The following is a 22,246-nucleotide window of genomic DNA, read 5'->3' on the forward strand; positions in this document are numbered from 1 at the left end:
CACAATTCAGCGACTTGCGATTACACTTTCACCATCGATTAACATTCGGGAAAAACTAAGGAGGATACTTATGCTGTACTGTGAACGTTTGATCGTTTCACATGCTTTTGGCGATCGCCAGTGCTCAAGCGTTATCGGTATCGTGCTGCGATAACTTCTGCTTGAGCGAAGCTAACTTCTAAATCCCCTTCTCTCGGGCTTACCGGGTTATCGTCAGCGATGTTTGACGAGGCGTTTTTACGTCTGTAACTCTTGAGTAAGCAACAATGAGCACATTACTAACCGCACAATCCTTACACGTTGATACGGCATTTGGCACGCTATTCGACGATCTCACTTTTACCCTGAAAAAAGGCGACCGCATTGGGCTTATCGGCTACAACGGCTGCGGCAAAAGCACGCTGTTAAAACTGCTGGATGGCACGATTTCTCCCACCAGCGGATCCATTGCCCAGGCACATCACTGTCATCTTGCGCGCGTAGAACAGCATTTGCCGGATGAGATCCTGCCGCTAACACTCCAGGAAGCCGTACTGGCACAACTTCCCGAGCATGAACGCGCGGGTCAGCAATGGCGGGTTGAGTCACTACTCGCAGAAATGGGCTTTACGCCGGAGAATTTGCACCTCACCGCACAAACGCTGAGCGGCGGCCAGCACACGCGCCTGCTGCTGGCCCGCGCGCTGATGCGCAATCCCGACCTGCTGTTGCTGGATGAACCGGGTAACCATCTGGATATGGAAGGCAAAGAAGCGCTGGCGCACACGCTGCAACACTTCAGCGGCGGCGTGCTGCTGGTCAGTCATGACCGTCAGCTTATCCGCCAAAGCTGCAACCGCTTCTGGTTTATTGATGAGGGTGAACTTAGCGAATGGCACGACCTGGAAGCGATTAACGCCCGCATTCAGGAAACCGCCAGTGAGCTAGCGGCGAGCAAAACGGTGGCAGAGGTTGTTTCTGATCCGCATCATCATGGCGACGAAATACTGGAGAAACTTCTCGAGCTGGAGCTGCGGCTGTCTGATGACCTGGCACGCAAAACCAAACATCAAAAACCGCAGTTGCAGGCACAATGGCGCAAGGAGATTGAGCATCTGAATTCACTGCTGGACTAAAACGGTTGCCGGATGGCGGCATTATGTCGCCGTCTGGCGAATCTTGCGCGCCGCTTTCCATTTATCCCCCCGCCCGCTTTTCCTTTTACCGCACTCGCTGCACACTTTGGCAAAATTCGGCTATTAGTGTTGCGTTCAGCGGAACATTAATGATAATGTTCCTTTTTAGGGAACAAGGAAGGTATGGATGATCATGAACTTCAGACACAAAGGATTGCGCGACTTGTTTCTTCAGGGGCGAACATCAGGCGTGACGGCGAAGCATGTCCGGCGATTGCGGCACCGACTTGCCGTTATTGATGCAGCGAGCCATGTAATAGATATCAATATGCCTGGTTATAAACTGCATGCGTTAACGGGCGATCGCGACGGCGTTTGGTCGATTTCTGTTTCAGGCAACTGGAGTATTACGTTTGAATTCGTCAATGGCGATGCATATATACTGGATTACGAGGACTATCATTGATGAAAATGGCTAATCATCCCCGTCCGGGGGATATTATTCAGGAAGCGCTGGATGAGTTAAACGTCAGCCTGCGCGAATTTGCCAGAGCAATGGAGATTGCCCCCTCAACCGCGAGCCGACTGTTAACGGGCAAGGCAGCATTAACCCCGGAAATGGCGATCAAACTTTCAGTGGTGATCGGCAGTTCGCCCGAAATGTGGTTGAATCTGCAGAATGCCTGGAGTCTGGCTGAAGCGCAAAAAAGCGTGGATATCTCACGTCTGCGCAAACTGGTAGCACAGTAACGGTATTGTAGGCTGGATAAACCTGCGCTATCCGGCAGGTCTTAATGGACAAAAAAATGGCGCTACATCGGTAGAGAACGTCAATGGGTTATTGCAGCCCTTGCTCGTTCTCTTTTTTGGCTTCGGCTTTTTCGACTTCGCGATACCAGCGTGGGTGATGCTTCTTCGCCCAGCGGCGGCTGACCTTCCCTTCGACCATGCCTTTAATCGATCCTTTCACCCAAAATGCCATGTACATATGGATGAGGATGGCGTGCATCAAAATAATACCCGCCGCAGCGTGGATCAGCAGGCTGTAACGCACAACCTGCATTGGGAAGAACTGCGCAAAGTACGGACGCCAGATAATCACCCCGGTAATCAACAGTACAAAAATCATGCTCATGATCGACCAGAACATCATTTTTTGTCCGGCGTTGTACTTACCAACGTCCGCCACCTTGTGTTCATTGCCCTTCAGCACTTCCACAATGTTTTTCAGCCACGGAATATCTTTCTTATCCGGGATGTTGTGGTGCACAAAGCGCACAAACATGAACATCAGCGCGACGAAAATCAGCAGACCGAAGAATGGGTGCAAAATGCGGCCCATTTGCGGTGTACCGAAGGTCTGCGTCAGCCACTGCAGCGTCGGGAAGAAAAACGAAATCCCCGACAGCGACACCAGAAAGAAGCAGATCACCACTGTCCAGTGACAGGCGCGGTCGATAAACTTCGTGCGCACAATCATTTTCGACTTACTCATGATGATCCTCCTCGTCGTCGTCCACTTCCTTGTTCGGGCCAATACCGATGTAGTGATAAATCAGCCCGGCGAAGGTGGCGATAAATCCGGCGGCGGCCAGCGGTTTCAGTGCCCCTTTCCACAGATTGATAGAAGTATCTATCTGCGGATCTTTTGGCAAACCGTGGTACAACTCCGGCTGGTTGGCGTGATGCAGGACGTACATAACGTGCGTTCCACCCACACCCTGCGGGTTGTAGACACCGGCATGTTCGTAGCCGCGCGATTTCAGTTTCTCCACGCGCTGCTCGGCCATTTCCAGCATCTCTTGCTTGGTGCCGAAATGTATCGCCCCGGTCGGACACGTTTTCACGCAGGCAGGTTCCTGCCCGACGCTCACGCGATCCACACACAGCGTACATTTATACACGCGGTTATCCTCTTTATTGAGGCGCGGAATATTAAATGGACACCCGGCAATACAGTAACCGCAGCCAATGCAATGCTCTGACTGGAAATCAACAATCCCGTTGGCGTACTGGATGATGGCTCCGGCAGACGGGCACGCCTTCAGGCAGCCCGGATCTTCACAGTGCATACAGCCGTCTTTACGAATCAACCATTCCAGCTTGCCATTCTGTTCGGTTTCGGTAAAACGCATCACCGTCCAGGATTTGGCGCTGAGATCGGCAGGGTTGTCGTACACCCCGACGCAATGGCCGACTTCATCACGGATATCGTTCCACTCTGAACATGCCACCTGACAGGCTTTACACCCAATACAAGTGGAAACGTCAATCAGCTTCGCGACTTCTGCTTTGTAATCACGTGCCTGAGGAGGCGGCGTGATGGAGTTGGTAGCGGACCTTTTGATGATGTCCTGCGTTTCCATAGACATATGATCGCCTCCCTTACGCCTTCTCGATGTTAACTAAAAACGCTTTGTATTCCGGCGTTTGCGAGTTTGCATCACCGACATTTGGTGTCAGGGTGTTGGCGATAAAGCCTTTACGCGCGACTCCTTCAAAGCCCCAGTGAATCGGGATCCCCACCGTCTCTACCTGCTGACCGTTGACGTTCAGCGAGCGCAGACGACGCGTCACCACCGCAACCGCACGAATGAACCCGCGCTTGCTGCTGACTTTCACGTGATCGCCGTTGGCAATCCCTTTCGCCGCCGCCAGCGTTTCGCTGATTTCCACAAACTGCTCTGGCTGGGCAATCGCATTCAACAACGCGTGCTTGGTCCAGGTGTGGAAATGTTCGGTCAGACGATAGGTCGTACCAACATATGGGAAGTCATTCTTGTTCCCCATACGTAACGCATCCGCTTCGTACAAACGTGCTGCCGGGTTAGAGATGACGTTCGGGTGCAGCGGGTTTGTACCCAGCGGCGTTTCCATCGGCTCGTAGTGTTCCGGGAACGGCCCTTCCGCCAGCTTGTCGATGGCGAACAGACGACCCAGACCTTCCGGTTGCATGATAAACGGATTGGTCGCGCTACCTGGCGGTGCGTTGTTGAAGTCCGGGATATCGTTACCCGTCCACTTCGTTCCGTTCCACTTGATCAGCATACGCTTCGGATCCCACGGTTTACCCTGCGGATCGACCGATGCGCGGTTATACAGCACGCGGCGGTTCAGTGGCCATGCCCATGCCCAACCCAGCGTATTCCCCAGCCCCGACGGGTCAGAGTTATCGCGGTTAGCCATCTGGTTGCCCTGCTCGGTCCAGCTACCGGTGTAAATCCAGCAGGAGGATGCCGTGGTACCGTCATCACGCAGCAGCGCAAAGCTGTTCAGCAACTGGCCTTTCTTCGCAACCAGCACGCCGTTGGCATCATAGAGATCTTCGAGCGCATAGCCGTTGTTCTCTTTCGCCACTTCTTCTGAATGCGGTTCGTCCGGCTGCTTGTAGCTCCAGCTCATTTTCAGTACTGGCTCTACGCCTTTACCACCTTCAGTGCGATACATATTGCGCAGACGATGGTAAATACCGGCCAGAATTTCGCCGTCATTGCGCGCTTCGCCCGGTGCATCCTGACCTTTCCAGTGCCACTGCAGCCAGCGTCCGGAGTTGGCAATTGAGCCGTCTTCTTCCGCAAAGCAGGTTGATGGCAGACGGAACACTTCGGTCTGGATAGTCGACGGATCGACATCGTTCGATTCGCCATGGTTTTGCCAGAACGTTGAGGTTTCTGTCACCAGCGGATCGATAACCACCAGATACTTCAGTTTGCTCAGCGACTGCACCACTTTGTTTTTGTCCGGGAAGGACGCAACCGGGTTAAAGCCCTGACAGATGTAGCCGGTGACTTTCCCGCTATCCATCATGTTGAAGTATTTAATGACGTCGTAGGACTGATCCCACTTCGGCAGCCAGTTAAAGCCCCAGTCATTGTCTTTTTGCGCCGCATCGCCGTAGAAAGATTTCATCAGGCTAACGAAGAACTTAGGATAGTTACCCCAGTAGTTCACCTGATCGGCCAGCGTGGCTTTTGGCGTATTCGCCGTCAGATACGTTTGCAGATCGGTCTGTTTCTCAGACGGCAGCGTCAGATAGCCCGGCAGGCTGGTAGACAGCAGACCTAAGTCGGTTAACCCCTGAATGTTGGAGTGACCGCGCAAAGCGTTGACGCCGCCACCGGCCATCCCCATGTTACCCAACAGCAACTGGATCATCGCCATGGTGCGGATGTTCTGCGCACCCACGGTATGCTGAGTCCAGCCCAGTGCGTACAGGAAGGTGGTGGTACGATCGGCCGCGCTGGTAGAGGCCAGCACTTCACACACTTTCAGGAAGTCGGCTTTTGGCGTACCGCAGATGTTTTCCACCACGTCCGGCGTATAGCGGGAAACGTGCTGTTTCAGCAAGTTCCAGACACAGCGCGGATGGGACAGCGTTTCATCGCGTTTGGCATAGCCGTTTTCATCGAACTGGTAGTTCCACGACGATTTATCGTATTGACGTTTTTCTGCGTCGTAGCCGCTGAACAGACCATCTTCGAAAGCAAAATCATCCCGCACCAGCAGGCTGGCGTTGGTATAGTGCTTAACGTATTCAGCGTTAATTTTGTTGTTTTCAATCAGGTACAGCAACACACCGGAAAGGAACGTAATGTCCGTACCGGAACGAATCGGCGCGTAAATATCCGCGACGGAGGCTGTACGTGTAAAACGGGGATCGACAACAATCAGCGTGGCATCATTGTTGTTCTTGGCTTCCATCGCCCAGCGGAATCCCACCGGATGTGCTTCAGCGGCGTTACCGCCCATCACCATCACGACGTTAGCGTTTTTGATATCAACCCAGTGGTTGGTCATCGCACCGCGACCAAATGTTGGAGCAAGACTTGCTACCGTTGGTCCGTGTCAGACGCGCGCCTGGTTATCTACCGCCAGCATGCCGAGTGAGCGCACAAATTTTTGCGTCAGCATGCCAGTTTCATTACTTGCCGCAGATGCGCACAGCATCCCGGTTGAAAGCCAGCGGTTTACCGTTACGCCCTGCTCATTCTTCTCAATGAAGTTGGCGTCACGGTCAGCTTTCATTAATTTTGCAATGCGGGTGAATGCTTCATCCCAGCTAATGCGCTGCCATTTATCGGAACCCGGTGCGCGATATTCAGGATAACGTAAACGGTTTTCACTGTGTACGTAGTCCAGCAATCCTGCGCCCTTCGGACATAATGCCCCACGGCTCACCGGATGATCCGGATCCCCCTCGATATGGTAAATCGATTCTTTGGCATTTTTTGCTCCATCACCCAGGCTATACATTAATAGCCCGCAACCTACGGAACAGTATGTGCAGGTGTTTCGGATCTCTTTCGCGCGTATCAGCTTGTAATTTCGCGCCTGAGCCAGAGCCATCTTGGGTGCAAAACCCAGTGCGGCTACTGTTGTTCCCGCCATACCGCCCGCGCAGATTTTAAAGAATTGTCTGCGGCTGACGTCCATTGCTTTCCTCTTTTTTGCAGGGATGCGTACACTGGCACCTTCTCGTTGCACTAAAGCGGCAGCTTGAAAGGTGATGCGTACAACTTCGCGACGAAACTAACAGCTATATCCATAAATTTTTTGCGTCAAATCAATAACGAAACGGTTCCGCTACTAAATAGTGCAGTTTGTTTAACCCTCATACCCACAAGGGGTTAGCCAAAAGCTAATTCGTTAGCGTGCTACGACCTAAAAGTGCTATACATTTCAGCTCCATTTTTTTGCCAGTACTATGGACAGACAAACCGAATGACAAAGCAAAAAGCAACGTTGATTGGGCTTATCGCCATCATACTCTGGAGCACCATGGTTGGGCTGATCCGTGGCGTTAGCGAGGGACTGGGGCCTGCAGGCGGCGCTGCCATGATCTTTTCTTTAAGCGGTCTGCTGCTAATATTCACCGTTGGCTTCCCGAATATCCGTCAGTTTCCTGTTCGCTATTTAATCGCCGGCAGCGTACTGTTCGTTAGCTATGAAATATGTTTAGCGTTAGCGCTGGGCTATGCCGCCACCCGCCACCAGGCGATTGAGGTCGGTATGGTTAATTATCTCTGGCCCAGCCTGACCATATTGTTTGCGATATTATTTAATGGTCAAAAAACAACCTGGCTGGTTATCCCCGGATTAATCGTGGCATTGACCGGCGTTTGCTGGGTATTAGGTGGAGATAATGGACTTAACTTAGGTGAAATTATCAGCAACGTCGCCAGTAGCCCGCTCAGTTATTTTCTCGCTTTTCTTGGCGCATTTATCTGGGCGACCTATTGCACTGTGACCAATAAATATGCAAAAGGCTTTAACGGCATCACCGTGTTCGTTTTACTGACGGCCACCAGTTTGTGGATTTATTATTTTATTACGCCACAACCTGAGATGGTGTTCAGCACGCCGGTGACCATTAAACTGTTTACCGCCGCATTAACCTTAGGATTTGCCTATGCGGCGTGGAATATCGGTATCCTGCACGGGAATGTCACGGTTATGGCCGTTGGCTCTTATTTCACACCGGTCCTCTCTTCAGCACTTGCCGCCGTGCTGCTGAGCGCCCCGCTGTCATTTTCGTTCTGGCAAGGTGCACTGATGGTCTGCGCTGGCTCTTTGCTGTGCTGGCTGGCAACACGCCGCGCCTGAAAAAAGATGCCGGGTGGAGCCTAAAAACGAAATCCGGTTATATTATCGTCACATTAATGGATATTTATTGTTCATTCCGCTTGTGTTTTATGTTTTATTTTGTTTAATTAAATGTTAAAAATATGGTAATTAATTAACCCATGAAAGTATTGCATGGTTATCTATATCCCTCTAAATGTATATATTACACATGCGCAATTAACGCTAATTAAACCATAGCCAGCATAATAGTTCCTTGTGTAAATATACCCATATCGATAAATCACATATTACGACTAATATAATCAGTTGTATTAAGTAGATCTAGATCACACAACTTCAAATATTCTGCAATATTATGAAACTTATTATTGAACTCATACCACAAGGTCATTTAAAAATAGTTCGCCATTGACGAACCCCTTCGTTTAGCAATGGTTTAGGAATCACACCAAGAAGAAAATTATAAGGATTATTTAGAATGAAACTTAAATTAGTTGCAGTGGCAGTGACTTCCCTGTTGGCAGCAGGTGCGGTAAACGCAGCTGAGGTATATAACAAAGACGGCAACAAACTGGATCTGTACGGTAAAGTTCACGCTCAGCATTACTTCTCTGACGACAACGGCAGCGATGGCGACAAAACTTACGCACGTATGGGCTTCAAAGGCGAAACTCAGATCAATGACCAACTGGTTGGTTTTGGCCAGTGGGAATACGAATTCAAAGGCAACCGTTCTGAAGATCAGGGTTCCGAAGCAGACAAAACCCGTCTGGCATTCGCTGGCCTGAAATTCGCTGAATACGGTTCTTTCGACTACGGCCGTAACTACGGCGTAGCCTACGACATCGGCGCATGGACCGACGTTCTGCCTGAGTTCGGTGGCGACACCTGGACCCAGACTGACGTGTTCATGACTAGCCGTACCACTGGCGTTGCAACCTACCGTAACACCGATTTCTTCGGTCTGGTTGAAGGTCTGAACTTTGCTGCTCAGTACCAGGGCAAAAACGACCGCACCGATGTTAAAGAAGCAAATGGCGACGGTTTCGGTCTGTCTACCACTTATGAGTACGAAGGCTTCGGCGTAGGTGCAACCTATGCGAAATCTGACCGTACCGACGAGCAGAACAACCGTAACAACATCTTCAAAGCTAATGGTGAAAACGCTGAAGTATGGGCTGCTGGCCTGAAATATGATGCGAACAACATCTACCTGGCAACCACATACTCTGAAACCCGCAACATGACCACTTATGGTTCCAACGTTGCCGGTATCGCTGAGAAAGCGCAGAACTTTGAAGCTGTGGCTCAGTACCAGTTCGACTTCGGTCTGCGTCCGTCCATCGCTTACCTGAAATCCAAAGGTAAAGACATTGCCGTCTTCGGCGACCAGGATCTGGTTGAATACGTAGACTTGGGTGCGACCTACTACTTCAACAAAAACATGTCCACCTTCGTTGATTACAAAATCAACCTGCTGGATGACAACAACTTCACACGTATTGCTGGTGTAAGCACCGACAACGTTGTGGCTGTTGGCCTGAACTACCAGTTCTAATTTTGTTGTAAGTGAAATACAAAGCCAGTCCTCTACGGGCTGGCTTTTTCTCTTGAAGTAGACTCGGTCATAAGGAGTATGACGTGCAGACGTTCACAGGTCGTTGTCTTTGCGGACAAAGTCATTTTACCGTTAACGTCGACATGCTTGATGTCTATGCCTGCCACTGCACGCTGTGCCAGAAGTGGTCTGGCGGCATCGCCATGTATCTGGAAGCCAGCGGTCATCCGCTGATGTCGCCAGAATCTGCGGAACCTTCGCACTTTCCTTCTTCAAATCGTGGTGAACGTTTCTTCTGTTCCGGTTGCGGGTGCCCGCTGTGGTTTACGCTGACCGACAGCGAACGCTACTTTATTCCGTGGACATTGCTGGAACTGAACGAAGTAGACCGCCGCCGCCTGATTTTAGCGGCAGAGATCTACACCGAAACACAGCCTGCGTTCTGGAGACTGACGGGGCAATACGCTCGACTGAGTGGAAAAGAAGTCGAAGAGATGGATTACCCCTGCCATTTAGCCCACTAGTTATTGCTGTTTCACTTTTGCCAGACTGAACCACATTCCTACCGCCAGGACGATCAGCATGCTGCCCGCGCTGCTCAATGCCACGCTATGCGACCAGGTAAAGGCGTCTCTGGCGGCCGTCAACAGCGCCTCACTGAGTGAGGGCGGAAGCGAGTGCGCCAGCTGTACCGCTTCCCCCATCGATGATGAGGCGCGCTCAAGCTCCTGCGGGTTAAGTCCTGCAGGCGGCAGAATTGACGCGGAAAAACTGCGGCTTAGCAGTAAACCAAAAATCGCGATCCCCAGACCCGCACCCAACTCGTAGGCCATGGTTTCGATAGCCCCGGCAGCGGCCGCTTTTTCTGCGGGTGCCGCCGCCATAATGGCCGCCGTGGAGGCTAACAGCGCGCTGGCGGCACTGAAGCCCAACAGGGCCATTAATATCCAGGCCTGGATCTGCTGGGTGCTAAAATCGGTCATCGCCAGCCCATAGAAGCTGACGGCACTCAGCGCCATGCCCGCGGTAGCCACGCAACGTAGTCCCAGACGCGATACCAACATCCCGGCAATCGGCCCGCTGAATCCACTGGCCAGCATCACTGGCAGCATAAAGAGACCCGCCTGATACGGTGTTAATCCGTGCACAAACTGCAGTTCCTGGGCCATTAATAGTTCAAAGCCTACCAGGGTTATCATCGCGGTCATTGCCATGACAACGCCGCTCAAGATAATGCGATGGGTAAACAGTCGCATATCGATCATCGGGCGCGATGCGGCAAGCTGGATGCGCACGAACTGCCCCAGCAGTAAAGCGCCCACCAACAGCGTCAGCACAATCACGCCCGTCGCGATGTGTCCCTTCAGCGCCGTTTTCGCGCTATACACCAGCAGCAGAATGGCAACAATCAGCATAATCGCATGACCGAAATTTAATGACTGATCGCGACGACCGGTTTGGCGCGGAACGTAACGCGCGGTCAATGCCATCACCACTAACACAATCGGCACATTGATTAAGAATACAGAACCCCAATAGAAGTGCTCCAGCAGCATACCGCCAACCAGCGGACCAAATGCTGCCCCGCCGGAACCGACCGCCGCCCAGACGCCAAGCGCCATATTACGGTGGCGCTGTTCAGCAAAGGTCGCACGAATACCGGCCAGCGTCGCCGGGACGATCATTGCCGCACCAATTGCCAACACGGCGCGCGTGGCGATAAGCCATCCGGCGGTATGGGCAAAGGCTGCAGCCAGCGAGGCCAGACCAAACAGGCCTCCGCCCAGCAGCAGCAGGCGTTTAAAGCCAATGCGATCGCCCAGTGCCCCCATCGGCAGCACCATCCCTGCCATCACCAGGGAATAAATATCAATGATCCACAGCAGCTCGTTACCACTGGCACCCAGCGTCATACTCAGCGTGGGCGCGGCAACGTGCAGCACCGTTGCATCAATCGCAACAGGGATGTAGACCAGCACAATAATCACTAACGTTAACCACTGACGAAACATAAAACTCCCTACAAAACTTAAACTGGACACATGTCCAGCTTTAACGATCCTACGGAAAATTGAACATATGTCCAACTTTTTGTTAGACTGCTTTCAACGTAGGTAGAGGGGGATGTATGAGTTATTTGAATCGGGATGAACGTCGGGAAGTGATCCTGCAGGCGGCAATGCGCGTCGCGCTGGAAGAAGGGTTTAGCGCCATGACGATACGACGCATTGCAACCGAGGCGAAAGTGGCGACCGGCCAACTGCATCACCATTTCACGTCAGCCGGTGAGCTTAAGTCTCTGGCGTTTGTTCGTCTGATTCGTACCCTGCTTGATGCGGAACAGGTCAGCGAAGGTGCGACCTTCCGCGAGCAACTCCACGCTATGCTTGGCAGTGATGACGGCGGGTTTGAGCCGTACATTAAACTCTGGCGAGAAGCGCAGATCCTGGCTGACAAAGACCCCGAAATCAAAAGCGCCTACCTACTGACCATGCGCATGTGGCATGAAGAAACAACGGCGATCATTCTTCGCGGCCAGCAAGAAGGTGAGTTTTTGGCCGAACAGGATGCCGCCGACGTCGCCTGGCGCTTGATCGGTCTCGTGTGTGGCCTCGACGGTATGTATGCGCTGGGGATGTCAGAAATGGCGGATCCGGCCTTTACACGGCATCTGGATCGAATGATTCGTCTGGAGCTGTTTAGTTAATGTTATTGATACATTAATAATGTATCTTTTATATTTACAATTAGTAACACATAAGCAACGCTTAATTCTCCACTCACTCCGCACTATTGCGCTTTTTTATCTATCCTTTCATTCAATATTCTTAACGCTTTTCAATAATTTCTAATCAGGGCCAGTACGGCTCTGTATGCGTTTATTTCTTGAACGACGTGCGCATGTGAGGATAATATGTCACCTTCAAATGAGAAAAATAATCGTTATCTTTTAACCGACTGGAAACCAGAAAATGCCGCCTTTTGGGAAAATAAAGGTAAGCATATTGCCCGAAGAAACCTCTGGATATCAGTCAGTTGTCTCCTTCTTGCGTTCTGTGTCTGGATGCTATTTAGCGCCGTAGCAGTAAACTTAAATAAAATTGGTTTTAATTTCACCACCGATCAACTTTTTTTATTAACCGCATTACCGTCCCTTTCTGGTGCAATATTACGCGTCCCCTACTCCTTTATGGTGCCTATATTTGGCGGCCGCCGCTGGACGGTTTTTAGCACTGCGATTCTTGTTATCCCGTGCCTGTGGCTCGGATTTGCAGTGCAAAATACAGCTACTCCGTTTGGCGTATTTATCGTTATTGCGCTGATGTGTGGTTTTGCTGGCGCCAACTTTGCCTCCAGCATGGGCAATATCAGCTTCTTCTTCCCGAAAGCGAAGCAAGGCAGCGCACTCGGCGTTAACGGCGGTCTCGGCAATCTGGGCGTCAGCGTGATGCAATTGATCGCTCCACTGGTGATTTTTCTGCCTATTTTTACCTTCCTCGGCGTCCAGGGCGTGCCGCAACCTGATGGTTCGTTACTGTCATTGACCAACGCCGCCTGGATTTGGGTGCCGTTGCTGCTGCTCTCCACTCTGGCAGCGGGCATCGGCATGAACGATATCGCCAGTTCCAAAGCCTCTATCGCCTCACAGCTGCCGGTACTGAAGCGTTTTCATCTGTGGCTGTTAAGCCTGTTGTATCTCGCCACCTTCGGTTCATTTATCGGTTTTTCCGCCGGGTTTGCCATGCTGGCCAAAACCCAGTTTCCTGACGTGAATATTCTGCAGCTGGCGTTCTTTGGGCCGTTTATCGGCGCACTGGCGCGCTCTGCGGGCGGCGTTATCTCGGACAAGTTTGGCGGTGTGCGGGTGACGTTAATCAACTTTATGTTTATGGCACTGTTTAGCGGCCTGCTGTTCCTCACCTTGCCGGGTTCGGGTTCTGGAAACTTCACCGCCTTCTACCTGGTGTTTATGGGACTGTTCCTGACCGCCGGTCTGGGCAGCGGCTCAACTTTCCAGATGATTGCGGTGATCTTTCGCAAAATAACCATTTACCGCGTGAAATTGCACGGTGGTACGGAAGAACAGGCCCAGCGCGAAGCAGTAACCGACACCGCAGCGGCCCTTGGTTTTATCTCGGCCATTGGCGCAGTGGGTGGTTTCTTTATTCCGAAAGCCTTCGGTACCTCGCTGGCGCTGACTGGATCACCAGTGGGCGCCATGAAAATATTTTTAGTGTTTTACATCGTCTGCGTGCTGGTGACCTGGCTGGTCTATGGCCGCAAATCACAAAAAAAATAACAACTATTTGGCCTGCAGATCGTAGGCAGTGTCCATTAGGAGCAGGAGAAATGTCATGAGTAAACTGTTGGATCGCTTTCGTTACTTTAAACAAAAGGGCGATACGTTTGCCGACGGGCACGGGCAAGTCATGCACACCAATAGGGATTGGGAAGACAGCTATCGCCAACGCTGGCAGTTTGATAAAATTGTCCGCTCGACCCACGGCGTCAACTGTACCGGCTCATGCAGTTGGAAAATCTACGTTAAAAACGGCCTGGTCACCTGGGAAACCCAGCAAACTGACTATCCACGCACCCGCCCGGACCTGCCCAACCATGAACCTCGCGGATGCCCGCGCGGTGCCAGCTATTCCTGGTATCTTTACAGCGCCAACCGCCTGAAATACCCGCTGGTGCGTAAACGCCTGGTCGAACTGTGGCGCGACGCCCTTTCCCGCCAGCCCGACCCGGTACTGGCGTGGGAATCCATTATGCACGATCCGCAAAAGTGCCAGAGCTACAAACAGGTACGCGGACGTGGCGGATTTATCCGTTCCAACTGGAAAGAATTAAATCAACTGATCGCCGCAGCTAACGTCTGGACGGTGAAAACCTACGGCCCGGATCGCGTAGCCGGATTCTCCCCCATCCCTGCCATGTCGATGGTCTCCTACGCAGCGGGGACACGCTATCTGTCGCTGCTCGGCGGCACCTGCCTGAGCTTCTATGACTGGTACTGTGACTTGCCTCCGGCCTCGCCTATGACCTGGGGTGAGCAGACTGACGTGCCGGAATCCGCCGACTGGTATAACTCCAGCTATATCATTGCCTGGGGATCTAACGTTCCACAGACCCGTACGCCAGATGCTCACTTCTTTACCGAAGTCCGCTATAAAGGCACCAAGACCATCGCCATTACGCCGGACTACTCGGAAGTTGCCAAGCTGTGCGATCAGTGGCTGGCACCGAAGCAAGGCACTGACAGCGCGCTGGCGATGGCCATGGGTCACGTTATCCTCAAAGAGTTCCACCTTGATAAGCCCAGCGACTACTTCATCAACTATTGCCGGCGTTATACCGATATGCCGATGCTGGTGCTGCTAGATGCCCGGGAAGACGGTAGCTTTGTACCAGGACGGATGATGCGCGCCTCGGACCTCGTCGACGGACTGGGTGAAAGTAATAACCCTGAATGGAAAACCGTGGCCTTCAACAACGCCGGTGAACTGGTGGTACCGAATGGTTCTATTGGTTTTCGCTGGGGCGAAAAAGGCAAATGGAACCTCGAGTCGCTGGCTGCCGGCACGGAAACAGAACTGTCCCTGTCGTTACTCGGCCAGCATGATGAGGTGGCGGGTGTGGCGTTCCCCTATTTTGGTGGTAACGAAAATCCGCATTTTCGCAGCGTGAAGCAGGAGCCGGTGCTGGTGCGTAAACTACCGGTTAAGCACCTTACCCTCGCTGATGGCCGCCGTTGTCCGGTGGTCAGCGTGTACGATTTAGTCCTGGCGAACTACGGGCTCGATCGCGGACTTGATGATGACCTCGCGGCCCGTGATTACAGTGAGATTAAAGCCTACACCCCGGCCTGGGGCGAACAAATCACCGGTGTGCCTCGCCGTCATATCGAACAAATTGCCCGTGAATTTGCCGATACCGCGCACAAAACCCATGGTCGTTCGATGATCATCCTCGGGGCAGGCGTCAACCACTGGTACCACATGGACATGAACTACCGTGGGATGATTAACATCCTGGTGTTCTGTGGCTGTGTCGGTCAAAGCGGCGGCGGCTGGGCGCACTATGTAGGACAGGAAAAACTGCGCCCGCAGACCGGCTGGTTACCGTTGGCCTTTGCGCTGGACTGGAACCGCCCTCCGCGTCAGATGAACAGCACCTCGTTTTTCTACAACCATTCCAGCCAGTGGCGCTATGAAAAAGTCACCGCCCAGGAGTTGCTCTCTCCGCTGGCTGACGCGTCGAAATTTACCGGACATCTGATCGATTTCAACGTCCGTGCCGAGCGTATGGGCTGGCTGCCTTCTGCCCCACAGCTCAACCTGAACCCATTAACCGTTAAAGCCCGAGCGGAACAGGCTGGATTATCTCCAGCGGAATACACCGCGCAGGCGCTGAAGTCCGGTGATATCCGCATGGCCTGTGAGCAACCGGACAACGGCAGTAACCACCCGCGTAACCTGTTTGTCTGGCGTTCGAACCTGCTTGGCTCCTCCGGCAAAGGGCATGAATACATGCTCAAATATTTGCTGGGTACCGAAAGCGGTATTCAGGGTGAAGCGCTGGGCGAAAGCGAGGGTATTAAACCTGAAGAGGTGGAATGGCAAACGGCGGCCATCGAAGGCAAGCTTGACCTGCTGGTGACGCTTGATTTCCGTATGTCCAGCACCTGCCTGTTCTCCGATATCGTGTTGCCGACCGCCACCTGGTATGAAAAAGACGACATGAATACCTCGGATATGCATCCGTTTATTCACCCCCTGTCTGCGGCGGTTGACCCAGCCTGGGAGTCCAAAAGCGACTGGGAGATTTACAAGGGCATTGCCAAAGTGTTCTCCGAGGTCTGCGTGGGGCATCTGGGTCAGGAAACCGATGTGGTGCTGCAACCGCTCCAGCATGACTCTCCGGCAGAGCTGTCGCAGCCGTTTGATATTCAGGACTGGCGCAAGGGTGAATGTGACCTCATTGCCGGTAAAACGGCGCCCAATATTACGGTTGTCGAACGCGACTACCCTGCCACTTACGAACGCTTTACCTCGCTCGGTCCGCTAATGGATAAACTGGGTAACGGCGGGAAAGGCATTTCGTGGAACACCCAGGCTGAAGTCGATTTCCTCGGTAAGCTGAACTACACCAAGCGAGAAGGCCCGGCGAAAGGCCGACCGCTGATCGACACCGCGTTGGACGCGTCTGAAGTGATCCTCGCGCTGGCACCGGAAACCAACGGTCAGGTGGCGGTGAAAGCCTGGCAAGCCCTGGGGGCGATGACCGGGCGTGATCACACGCATCTGGCTCTGAACAAAGAAGACGAGAAGATTCGTTTTCGCGATATTCAGGCACAGCCGCGCAAAATCATCTCCAGCCCCACCTGGTCGGGTCTTGAAAGCGAGCATGTCTCCTACAACGCCGGCTATACCAACGTACACGAACTGATCCCATGGCGCACCCTGTCCGGTCGCCAGCAGTTGTATCAGGATCACGCGTGGATGCGTGCCTTTGGCGAAAGCCTGGTGGCTTATCGACCGCCAATCGATACCCGTAGCGTGACGGAAATGCGTGAGGTTCCACCGAACGGCTTCCCGGAAAAAGCGCTGAATTTCCTGACGCCGCACCAGAAATGGGGCATCCACTCCACGTACAGCGAAAACCTGCTGATGCTGACGCTGTCGCGCGGCGGGCCGATTGTCTGGATCAGTGAAACCGACGCCAAAGAGCTGGGGATCGAGGATAACGACTGGATCGAAGCCTTCAATGCCAACGGCGCGTTGACCGCCCGTGCGGTGGTCAGCCAGCGTGTACCGCCGGGAATGACCATGATGTATCACGCGCAGGAGCGAATCATGAATATCCCCGGTTCTGAAGTTACCGGCATGCGAGGTGGTATTCACAACTCAGTGACCCGCGTGTGTCCGAAACCGACGCACATGATCGGCGGCTATGCACAGCTGTCCTACAGCTTTAACTACTACGGCACCGTCGGCTCTAACCGCGATGAGTTCATCATGATTAGAAAAATGAAAAATATTGACTGGCTGGATGATGAAGGTCGCGATCAGGTACAGGAGGCGAAAAAATGAAAATACGCTCACAGGTAGGCATGGTTCTTAATCTGGATAAGTGCATCGGCTGCCACACCTGCTCCGTCACCTGTAAAAACGTCTGGACCGGACGTGAAGGTATGGAATACGCATGGTTTAACAACGTCGAAACCAAACCGGGGATTGGTTACCCCAAAAACTGGGAAGATCAGGAAGAGTGGCAAGGCGGCTGGATCCGCGACGTTAACGGTAAAATCAGACCGCGCCTGGGCGGCAAGATGGGCGTGATCACCAAAATTTTTGCCAACCCGGTGATCCCGCAAATCGATGATTACTACGAGCCGTTCACCTACGATTACCAGCATCTGCATAGCGCACCGGAAGGCAAACATCAGCCCACCGCCCGTCCGCGTTCGCTGATTGATGGCAAACGGATGGACAAGATTATCTGGGGGCCAAACTGGGAAGAACTGCTCGGCGGCGAGTTTTCTAAGCGCGCACGCGATCGTAACTTCGAGAAGATGCAAAAGGAGATGTACGGCCAGTTCGAAAACACCTTCATGATGTATCTGCCGCGCCTGTGTGAACACTGCCTGAACCCGAGCTGTGTGGCGACCTGCCCGAGCGGTGCCATCTACAAGCGTGAAGAAGACGGCATTGTGTTGATCGACCAGGATAAATGCCGCGGCTGGCGTTTGTGTATCAGCGGTTGCCCGTATAAGAAAATCTACTTTAACTGGAAGAGCGGCAAGTCGGAAAAATGTATTTTCTGCTATCCGCGCATTGAATCCGGCCAGCCGACGGTGTGTTCAGAAACCTGCGTCGGCCGCATTCGCTATCTCGGCGTCCTGCTGTACGACGCCGACCGCATTGAAGAAGCGGCCAGCACCGAGCATGAAACCGATCTCTACGAGCGCCAGTGCGACGTGTTCCTCAACCCGAACGATCCAGCGGTCATTGAAGAAGCGCTGAAACAGGGTATTCCGCAAAACGTGATTGACGCCGCCCAGCGCTCGCCGGTCTACAAAATGGCAATGGACTGGAAGCTGGCTCTGCCGCTGCATCCGGAGTATCGCACCCTACCAATGGTCTGGTATGTGCCGCCGTTGTCACCGATTCAGTCGATCGCCGACGCCGGTGGCCTGCCGCACAATGGCAATATCCTGCCCGCGGTAGAATCGCTGCGTATTCCAGTGCAATACCTCGCCAACATGCTCAGCGTGGGCGATACCGGCCCGGTGCTGCGCGCGCTAAAACGTATGATGGCGATGCGCCACTACATGCGCTCGCAAACCGTTGAAGGTGTCACCGATACCCGCGCTATCGACGAAGTCGGGTTGAGCGTGGAGCAGGTCGAAGAGATGTATCGCTATCTGGCGATTGCCAACTACGAAGACCGCTTCGTGATCCCGACCAGCCACCGCGAAATGGCCCGTGATGCCTTCCCGGAGAAAAACGGCTGCGGCTTTACCTTCGGCGATGGCTGCCACGGTTCAGATACCAAATTCAACCTGTTCAACAGCAGCCGCATTGATGCTATCGACATCACCGAAGTGCGCGATAAAGCGGAGGGTGAATAATGCAGATCCTCAAGGTTATCGGGCTGTTGATGGAGTATCCGGATGAATTGCTGTGGGAATGTAAGGACGATGCGCTGGCGCTGGTCGCCAGTGATGCACCGATGCTGAGCGAATTCACCCGAGAACTGTTAAATGCCCCGCTGCTGGATAAGCAAGCCGAATGGTGCGAGGTGTTTGACCGGGGGCGCGCCACCTCGCTGCTGCTGTTTGAACATGTTCATGCAGAATCACGCGATCGCGGTCAGGCAATGGTCGACCTGCTGGCACAGTACGAAAAGGTCGGGTTACAGCTCGCCTGCCGTGAGCTGCCTGATCACCTGCCGCTGTATCTGGAGTATTTGAGCGTGCTGCCGGAGGCAGAGGCTAAAGAGGGATTGCAAAATGTCGCGCCGATCCTGGCGCTGCTTGGCGGGCGCTTAAAGCAGCGTGATACCCCATGGTATCAGCTGTTTGACGCCCTTCTCATGCTGGCGGGCAGTCCGCTTTCAAGTGACAGTGTCACGAAACAGGTCGGCGCAGAAACCCGTGACGATACCCGACAGGCGCTCGACGCTGTATGGGAAGAGGAACAGGTGAAGTTCATTGAGGATAACGCCACCGCCTGTGACAGTTCACCGTTGCAAAGCTACCAACGGCGCTTTAGCCAGGACGTGGCGCCACAGTATGTTGACGTCAGCTCGGGAGGCCCGAAATGATACAGTACCTGAACGTCTTTTTTTACGACATCTACCCGTATCTGTGCGGGACAGTGTTTATCCTCGGCAGCTGGCTACGCTACGACTACGGCCAGTACACCTGGCGCGCCTCCTCCAGTCAGATGCTGGACAAACGCGGCATGGTGTTGTGGTCAAACCTGTTTCACATCGGCATTTTGGGGATTTTCTTCGGCCATCTGTTTGGCATGTTAACCCCGCACTGGATGTACGCCTGGTTCCTGCCTATCGCAGTGAAGCAGCAAATGGCGATGATTGCGGGCGGGATTTGCGGCGTGCTGACGCTGGTCGGCGGCGCGGGTTTGCTGGTTCGTCGTCTGACGAATTCGCGAATTCGCGCGACATCCTCTACCGCTGATATTCTGATCCTGTGTGTTCTGCTGGTTCAGTGTATCCTCGGTCTGACCACCATTCCGTTCTCAGCACAACATCCGGACGGCAGTGAAATGCTGAAACTGGTGGGCTGGGCGCAGTCGGTGGTGACCTTCCAGGGCGGCGCGTCTGCGCATCTGGATGGCGTGGCGCTAATTTTCCGCGTCCATCTGGTTCTGGGGATGACCATCTTCCTGCTGTTCCCGTTCACCCGTCTGGTCCACGTGTGGAGCGCGCCGGTCGAATATTTCACCCGTCGTAACCAGATCGTCCGTTCTCGCCGATAAATTCGCGTTGTATTGCCAAATCCGGCCTACAGGGAGATTCCGTAGGCCGGATAAGACGCAGGGCGTCGCCATCCAGCATTTTGCACGTTATGATGCTTCTCCACTCCAGGGAGAACGCCAATGAAACCACAGGTTTACCACGTCGATGCCTTTACTCCACACCCATTTCGCGGCAATTCCGCAGGCGTTGTGCTGCATGCTGACGGACTGAGTGAGGCGCAGATGCAGCTGATTGCGCGTGAACTGCGTCATTCTGAAACCGCTTTTCTGCTCACCAGCGACGACAGTGACGTGCGTATTCGCTATTTCACGCCAACGGTCGAAGTACCTATCTGTGGGCACGCCACCGTCGCCGCACACTATGTTCGCGCCAGCGTGCTTGGACTGGGCACTACGACCATCTGGCAAACGTCGTTGGCCGGGCGTTACCGCGTTGATATTCATGCTGAAGATAACGGCTATCGCATCAGTCTGGAACAGGGTACGCCGACTTTTGAGCCGCCGCTGGAGGGACCCACGCGTGCAGCCATCATCGCCGCCCTGCATCTGACCGAAGACGATATACTGCCGGGACTGCCGCTCCAGATTGCCTCGACCGGACATTCGAAAGTGATGATCCCGTTGAAACCGGAGGTCGACCTCGACGCCCTGTCCCCGGACCAGTCGGCATTAATCGCGATCAGCCAGCACATTGGCTGCAACGGCTTCTTCCCGTTTCAGATTCGACCAGGGGAAAATGCCACTGATGGTCGGATGTTTTCACCGGCGATTGGCATTGTGGAGGATCCGGTCACCGGCAATGCCAATGGTCCAATGGGCGCATGGCTGGTGCACCACAACCTAATGGCTCATGACGGAAAAATCTTGCATGTTCAGGGGCATCAAGGCCGTGCGCTGGGACGCGACGGCATTGTCGAGGTGACGGTGGCAATCCAGGACAATCAGCCGCAAAAAGTGACGATTACCGGTGCGGCGGTGATCCTGTTTCATGCCGAATGGGCGATAGATTTTAATTGAGTCGGTAGGCCGGATAAGACGCATCGCGTCGCTATCCGGCAAATCATCACCCTATTTACCCGCCTCCGGATGCGTATCAAACGCCGCCATCACCGTTGCCAGTTCCGCCTCGGTAAAGCCGTGTTTGGCATCATCAACTCCCAGACCAAAGCGGTCCTGTAACAGGGCATACAGGCTCGCGACGTCAGGTAAGTTAATCTGCTCTACCGCATGGCCCGCTTCATAGTGCGTAAAATGGAAGTTGGTCAGGGTCAGCTTACCGCCGTCTGGCAGATGACGACACATCAGCAAGTGATGGCGAAAATGCGACTGTGGCCAATGCGCGGACCAGAAGTTACCTATCAGATGATCGCTCTGATGCTGAGTGACCAGATCGAAGTGGTACATCGATTGCCAGTGCTCATGATGACGGAACTGCAGGATCCAGTCCTCGTCTTCCCGAATCAGCCGATATTCACCGTGCGGTGTCTGCTGTTCAATGTCGGCCTGCAGACGAATCGGCGCGGTTAGCGTTTGTCCGCCAAAACCAACATCGGCAATCCACGCTTCACCTTGCAATTCGACCAGTAACAGTCGATGCGTGCGCGGCGGCAAGCTGGGCGGATTTGCCAGCACCACCCGCCCAAGTAAACTGCGCACGGTAAAGCCAATCTCCCGCAGCGCACGCTCAAATACCCCATTCTGCTCAAAGCAATAGCCGCCGCGACGCGCGCCCACCAGTTTCTCTTCCAGCGACTGCTCGTCGAGCTGCATTTCTCGCGGCAGCAGCACATCGAGATTTTCAAACGGAATCGCACCGTTGTGCAGTAAATGCAGCGCCTGCAAAGTGTCAATGTTGACGTTAGCCGTACCTGACCAGCCAATACGGGAAAAATAAGCGGTTAAAAAAGGCGTCATACCGGATCCCTGTGCGTTGAATGTTGTACTTATAACGCATTTTTCATTTTCAGCCGTCGATTTTG

The 22,246-nt window shown here is 53.4% G+C and carries 18 protein-coding genes; 13 read left to right on the forward strand and 5 right to left on the reverse strand.

The genetic code is table 11. From position 1 onward, the window contains the following. The first annotated feature begins 266 nt into the window (after positions 1-266). The 3 genes from FDW88_RS21270 to FDW88_RS21280 all read left to right on the forward strand — a co-directional run bounded on the left by FDW88_RS21270 (position 267) and on the right by FDW88_RS21280 (position 1,865). Positions 267-1,115: an ATP-binding cassette domain-containing protein gene (locus FDW88_RS21270; RefSeq protein ID WP_137363313.1), complete on the forward strand. Its 849-nt coding sequence runs from the start codon at positions 267-269 to the stop codon at positions 1,113-1,115. A 187-nt stretch (positions 1,116-1,302) separates the two neighbouring features. Then, positions 1,303-1,581: a type II toxin-antitoxin system RelE/ParE family toxin gene (locus tag FDW88_RS21275; protein ID WP_137363314.1), complete on the forward strand. Its 279-nt coding sequence runs from the start codon at positions 1,303-1,305 to the stop codon at positions 1,579-1,581. After that, positions 1,581-1,865, forward strand: coding sequence for a HigA family addiction module antitoxin (locus FDW88_RS21280; RefSeq protein ID WP_096757032.1), 285 nt, complete (start codon positions 1,581-1,583; stop codon positions 1,863-1,865). Before FDW88_RS21275 ends, FDW88_RS21280 begins: the two co-directional genes overlap by 1 nt. An 88-nt stretch (positions 1,866-1,953) precedes the next feature. Here the strand turns inward: FDW88_RS21280 and fdnI are convergent, their stop codons facing one another. From fdnI to fdnG, 3 genes are read right to left on the reverse strand one after another with little or no spacing between them, the layout of a single operon-like run. Continuing rightward, positions 1,954-2,610: a formate dehydrogenase-N subunit gamma gene (gene fdnI, locus FDW88_RS21285; RefSeq protein ID WP_096757031.1), complete on the reverse strand. Its 657-nt coding sequence runs from the start codon at positions 2,608-2,610 to the stop codon at positions 1,954-1,956. Beyond that, the gene (gene fdnH / locus FDW88_RS21290; RefSeq protein WP_115258486.1) at positions 2,603-3,487 is read right to left on the reverse strand and encodes a formate dehydrogenase N subunit beta; all 885 of its coding nucleotides are present in this window, start codon (positions 3,485-3,487) and stop codon (positions 2,603-2,605) included. The genes fdnI and fdnH overlap by 8 nt, the downstream gene beginning before the upstream one ends. A gap of 13 nt (positions 3,488-3,500) precedes the next feature. Beyond that, positions 3,501-6,548 (reverse strand): formate dehydrogenase-N subunit alpha, encoded by a 3,048-nt coding sequence (gene fdnG / locus FDW88_RS21295; protein WP_117342799.1) that lies wholly within the window; start codon positions 6,546-6,548, stop codon positions 3,501-3,503. Positions 6,549-6,836: 288 nt separating this feature from the next. Here fdnG and yddG point away from each other — a divergent pair, with 288 nt between their 5' ends. The 3 genes from yddG to FDW88_RS21310 all read left to right on the forward strand — a co-directional run bounded on the left by yddG (position 6,837) and on the right by FDW88_RS21310 (position 9,782). Further along, a complete protein-coding gene (gene yddG, locus FDW88_RS21300) occupies positions 6,837-7,718 on the forward strand; it encodes an aromatic amino acid efflux DMT transporter YddG (protein ID WP_117342800.1) in 882 nt (293 codons plus the stop codon). 460 nt (positions 7,719-8,178) lie between these two features. Then, entirely contained in the window at positions 8,179-9,258 is a 1,080-nt protein-coding gene (ompD, locus tag FDW88_RS21305; protein WP_137363315.1) for a porin OmpD, read from the forward strand. Positions 9,259-9,401: 143 nt separating this feature from the next. After that, entirely contained in the window at positions 9,402-9,782 is a 381-nt protein-coding gene (locus FDW88_RS21310) for a GFA family protein (protein WP_096759399.1), read from the forward strand. On the opposite strand, the gene FDW88_RS21315 is transcribed toward FDW88_RS21310, so the two are convergent. Next, complete coding sequence (locus tag FDW88_RS21315) at positions 9,783-11,270, reverse strand: MFS transporter (RefSeq protein ID WP_096757025.1); 1,488 nt, start codon at positions 11,268-11,270, stop codon at positions 9,783-9,785. It abuts the gene before it with no gap. A 116-nt stretch (positions 11,271-11,386) separates the two neighbouring features. On the opposite strand from FDW88_RS21315, the gene FDW88_RS21320 reads away from it, so the two are divergent. From FDW88_RS21320 to FDW88_RS21350, 7 genes are all read left to right on the forward strand, one after another. After that, a complete protein-coding gene (locus tag FDW88_RS21320) occupies positions 11,387-11,965 on the forward strand; it encodes a TetR family transcriptional regulator (RefSeq protein ID WP_137363316.1) in 579 nt (192 codons plus the stop codon). Positions 11,966-12,172: 207 nt separating this feature from the next. Then, positions 12,173-13,558, forward strand: coding sequence for a NarK family nitrate/nitrite MFS transporter (locus FDW88_RS21325; RefSeq protein WP_096757020.1), 1,386 nt, complete (start codon positions 12,173-12,175; stop codon positions 13,556-13,558). A gap of 55 nt (positions 13,559-13,613) precedes the next feature. Then, positions 13,614-17,354, forward strand: coding sequence for a nitrate reductase subunit alpha (locus FDW88_RS21330; protein WP_137363317.1), 3,741 nt, complete (start codon positions 13,614-13,616; stop codon positions 17,352-17,354). Beyond that, positions 17,351-18,895 carry a nitrate reductase subunit beta gene (gene narH, locus FDW88_RS21335; RefSeq protein ID WP_137363318.1) on the forward strand — a complete coding sequence of 515 codons (1,545 nt, stop codon included), beginning with the start codon at positions 17,351-17,353 and terminating at the stop codon, positions 18,893-18,895. Before FDW88_RS21330 ends, narH begins: the two co-directional genes overlap by 4 nt. Then, positions 18,895-19,590 (forward strand): nitrate reductase molybdenum cofactor assembly chaperone, encoded by a 696-nt coding sequence (gene narW, locus FDW88_RS21340; protein WP_137363319.1) that lies wholly within the window; start codon positions 18,895-18,897, stop codon positions 19,588-19,590. Before narH ends, narW begins: the two co-directional genes overlap by 1 nt. Next, a complete protein-coding gene (gene narI, locus FDW88_RS21345) occupies positions 19,587-20,267 on the forward strand; it encodes a respiratory nitrate reductase subunit gamma (protein WP_096757016.1) in 681 nt (226 codons plus the stop codon). Before narW ends, narI begins: the two co-directional genes overlap by 4 nt. Before the next feature lie 120 nt (positions 20,268-20,387). Next, positions 20,388-21,284 (forward strand): PhzF family isomerase, encoded by an 897-nt coding sequence (locus FDW88_RS21350; protein ID WP_137363320.1) that lies wholly within the window; start codon positions 20,388-20,390, stop codon positions 21,282-21,284. 51 nt (positions 21,285-21,335) lie between these two features. Here the strand turns inward: FDW88_RS21350 and nhoA are convergent, their stop codons facing one another. After that, positions 21,336-22,181, reverse strand: coding sequence for an N-hydroxyarylamine O-acetyltransferase (gene nhoA / locus FDW88_RS21355; RefSeq protein WP_137363321.1), 846 nt, complete (start codon positions 22,179-22,181; stop codon positions 21,336-21,338). Positions 22,182-22,246 lie beyond the last annotated feature (65 nt).

This window comes from Citrobacter sp. wls829, from assembly GCF_005280825.1.
Lineage (GTDB): Bacteria > Pseudomonadota > Gammaproteobacteria > Enterobacterales > Enterobacteriaceae > Citrobacter > Citrobacter gillenii.

Bases quoted from the DNA above. Each gene is read 5' to 3' on its own strand.
- FDW88_RS21280 (WP_096757032.1), top strand. From the start codon at position 1,581: ATGAAAATGGCTAATCATCCCCGTCCGGGGGATATTATTCAGGAAGCG.
- fdnI (WP_096757031.1), bottom strand. From the start codon at position 2,610: ATGAGTAAGTCGAAAATGATTGTGCGCACGAAGTTTATCGACCGCGCC.
- narI (WP_096757016.1), top strand. From the start codon at position 19,587: ATGATACAGTACCTGAACGTCTTTTTTTACGACATCTACCCGTATCTG.
- nhoA (WP_137363321.1), bottom strand. From the start codon at position 22,181: ATGACGCCTTTTTTAACCGCTTATTTTTCCCGTATTGGCTGGTCAGGT.
- FDW88_RS21270 (WP_137363313.1), top strand. From the start codon at position 267: ATGAGCACATTACTAACCGCACAATCCTTACACGTTGATACGGCATTT.
- yddG (WP_117342800.1), top strand. From the start codon at position 6,837: ATGACAAAGCAAAAAGCAACGTTGATTGGGCTTATCGCCATCATACTC.
- FDW88_RS21320 (WP_137363316.1), top strand. From the start codon at position 11,387: ATGAGTTATTTGAATCGGGATGAACGTCGGGAAGTGATCCTGCAGGCG.
- ompD (WP_137363315.1), top strand. From the start codon at position 8,179: ATGAAACTTAAATTAGTTGCAGTGGCAGTGACTTCCCTGTTGGCAGCA.
- FDW88_RS21325 (WP_096757020.1), top strand. From the start codon at position 12,173: ATGTCACCTTCAAATGAGAAAAATAATCGTTATCTTTTAACCGACTGG.
- FDW88_RS21315 (WP_096757025.1), bottom strand. From the start codon at position 11,270: ATGTTTCGTCAGTGGTTAACGTTAGTGATTATTGTGCTGGTCTACATC.
- FDW88_RS21350 (WP_137363320.1), top strand. From the start codon at position 20,388: ATGAAACCACAGGTTTACCACGTCGATGCCTTTACTCCACACCCATTT.
- fdnH (WP_115258486.1), bottom strand. From the start codon at position 3,487: ATGTCTATGGAAACGCAGGACATCATCAAAAGGTCCGCTACCAACTCC.
- FDW88_RS21330 (WP_137363317.1), top strand. From the start codon at position 13,614: ATGAGTAAACTGTTGGATCGCTTTCGTTACTTTAAACAAAAGGGCGAT.
- narH (WP_137363318.1), top strand. From the start codon at position 17,351: ATGAAAATACGCTCACAGGTAGGCATGGTTCTTAATCTGGATAAGTGC.
- FDW88_RS21275 (WP_137363314.1), top strand. From the start codon at position 1,303: ATGATCATGAACTTCAGACACAAAGGATTGCGCGACTTGTTTCTTCAG.
- narW (WP_137363319.1), top strand. From the start codon at position 18,895: ATGCAGATCCTCAAGGTTATCGGGCTGTTGATGGAGTATCCGGATGAA.
- FDW88_RS21310 (WP_096759399.1), top strand. From the start codon at position 9,402: ATGCTTGATGTCTATGCCTGCCACTGCACGCTGTGCCAGAAGTGGTCT.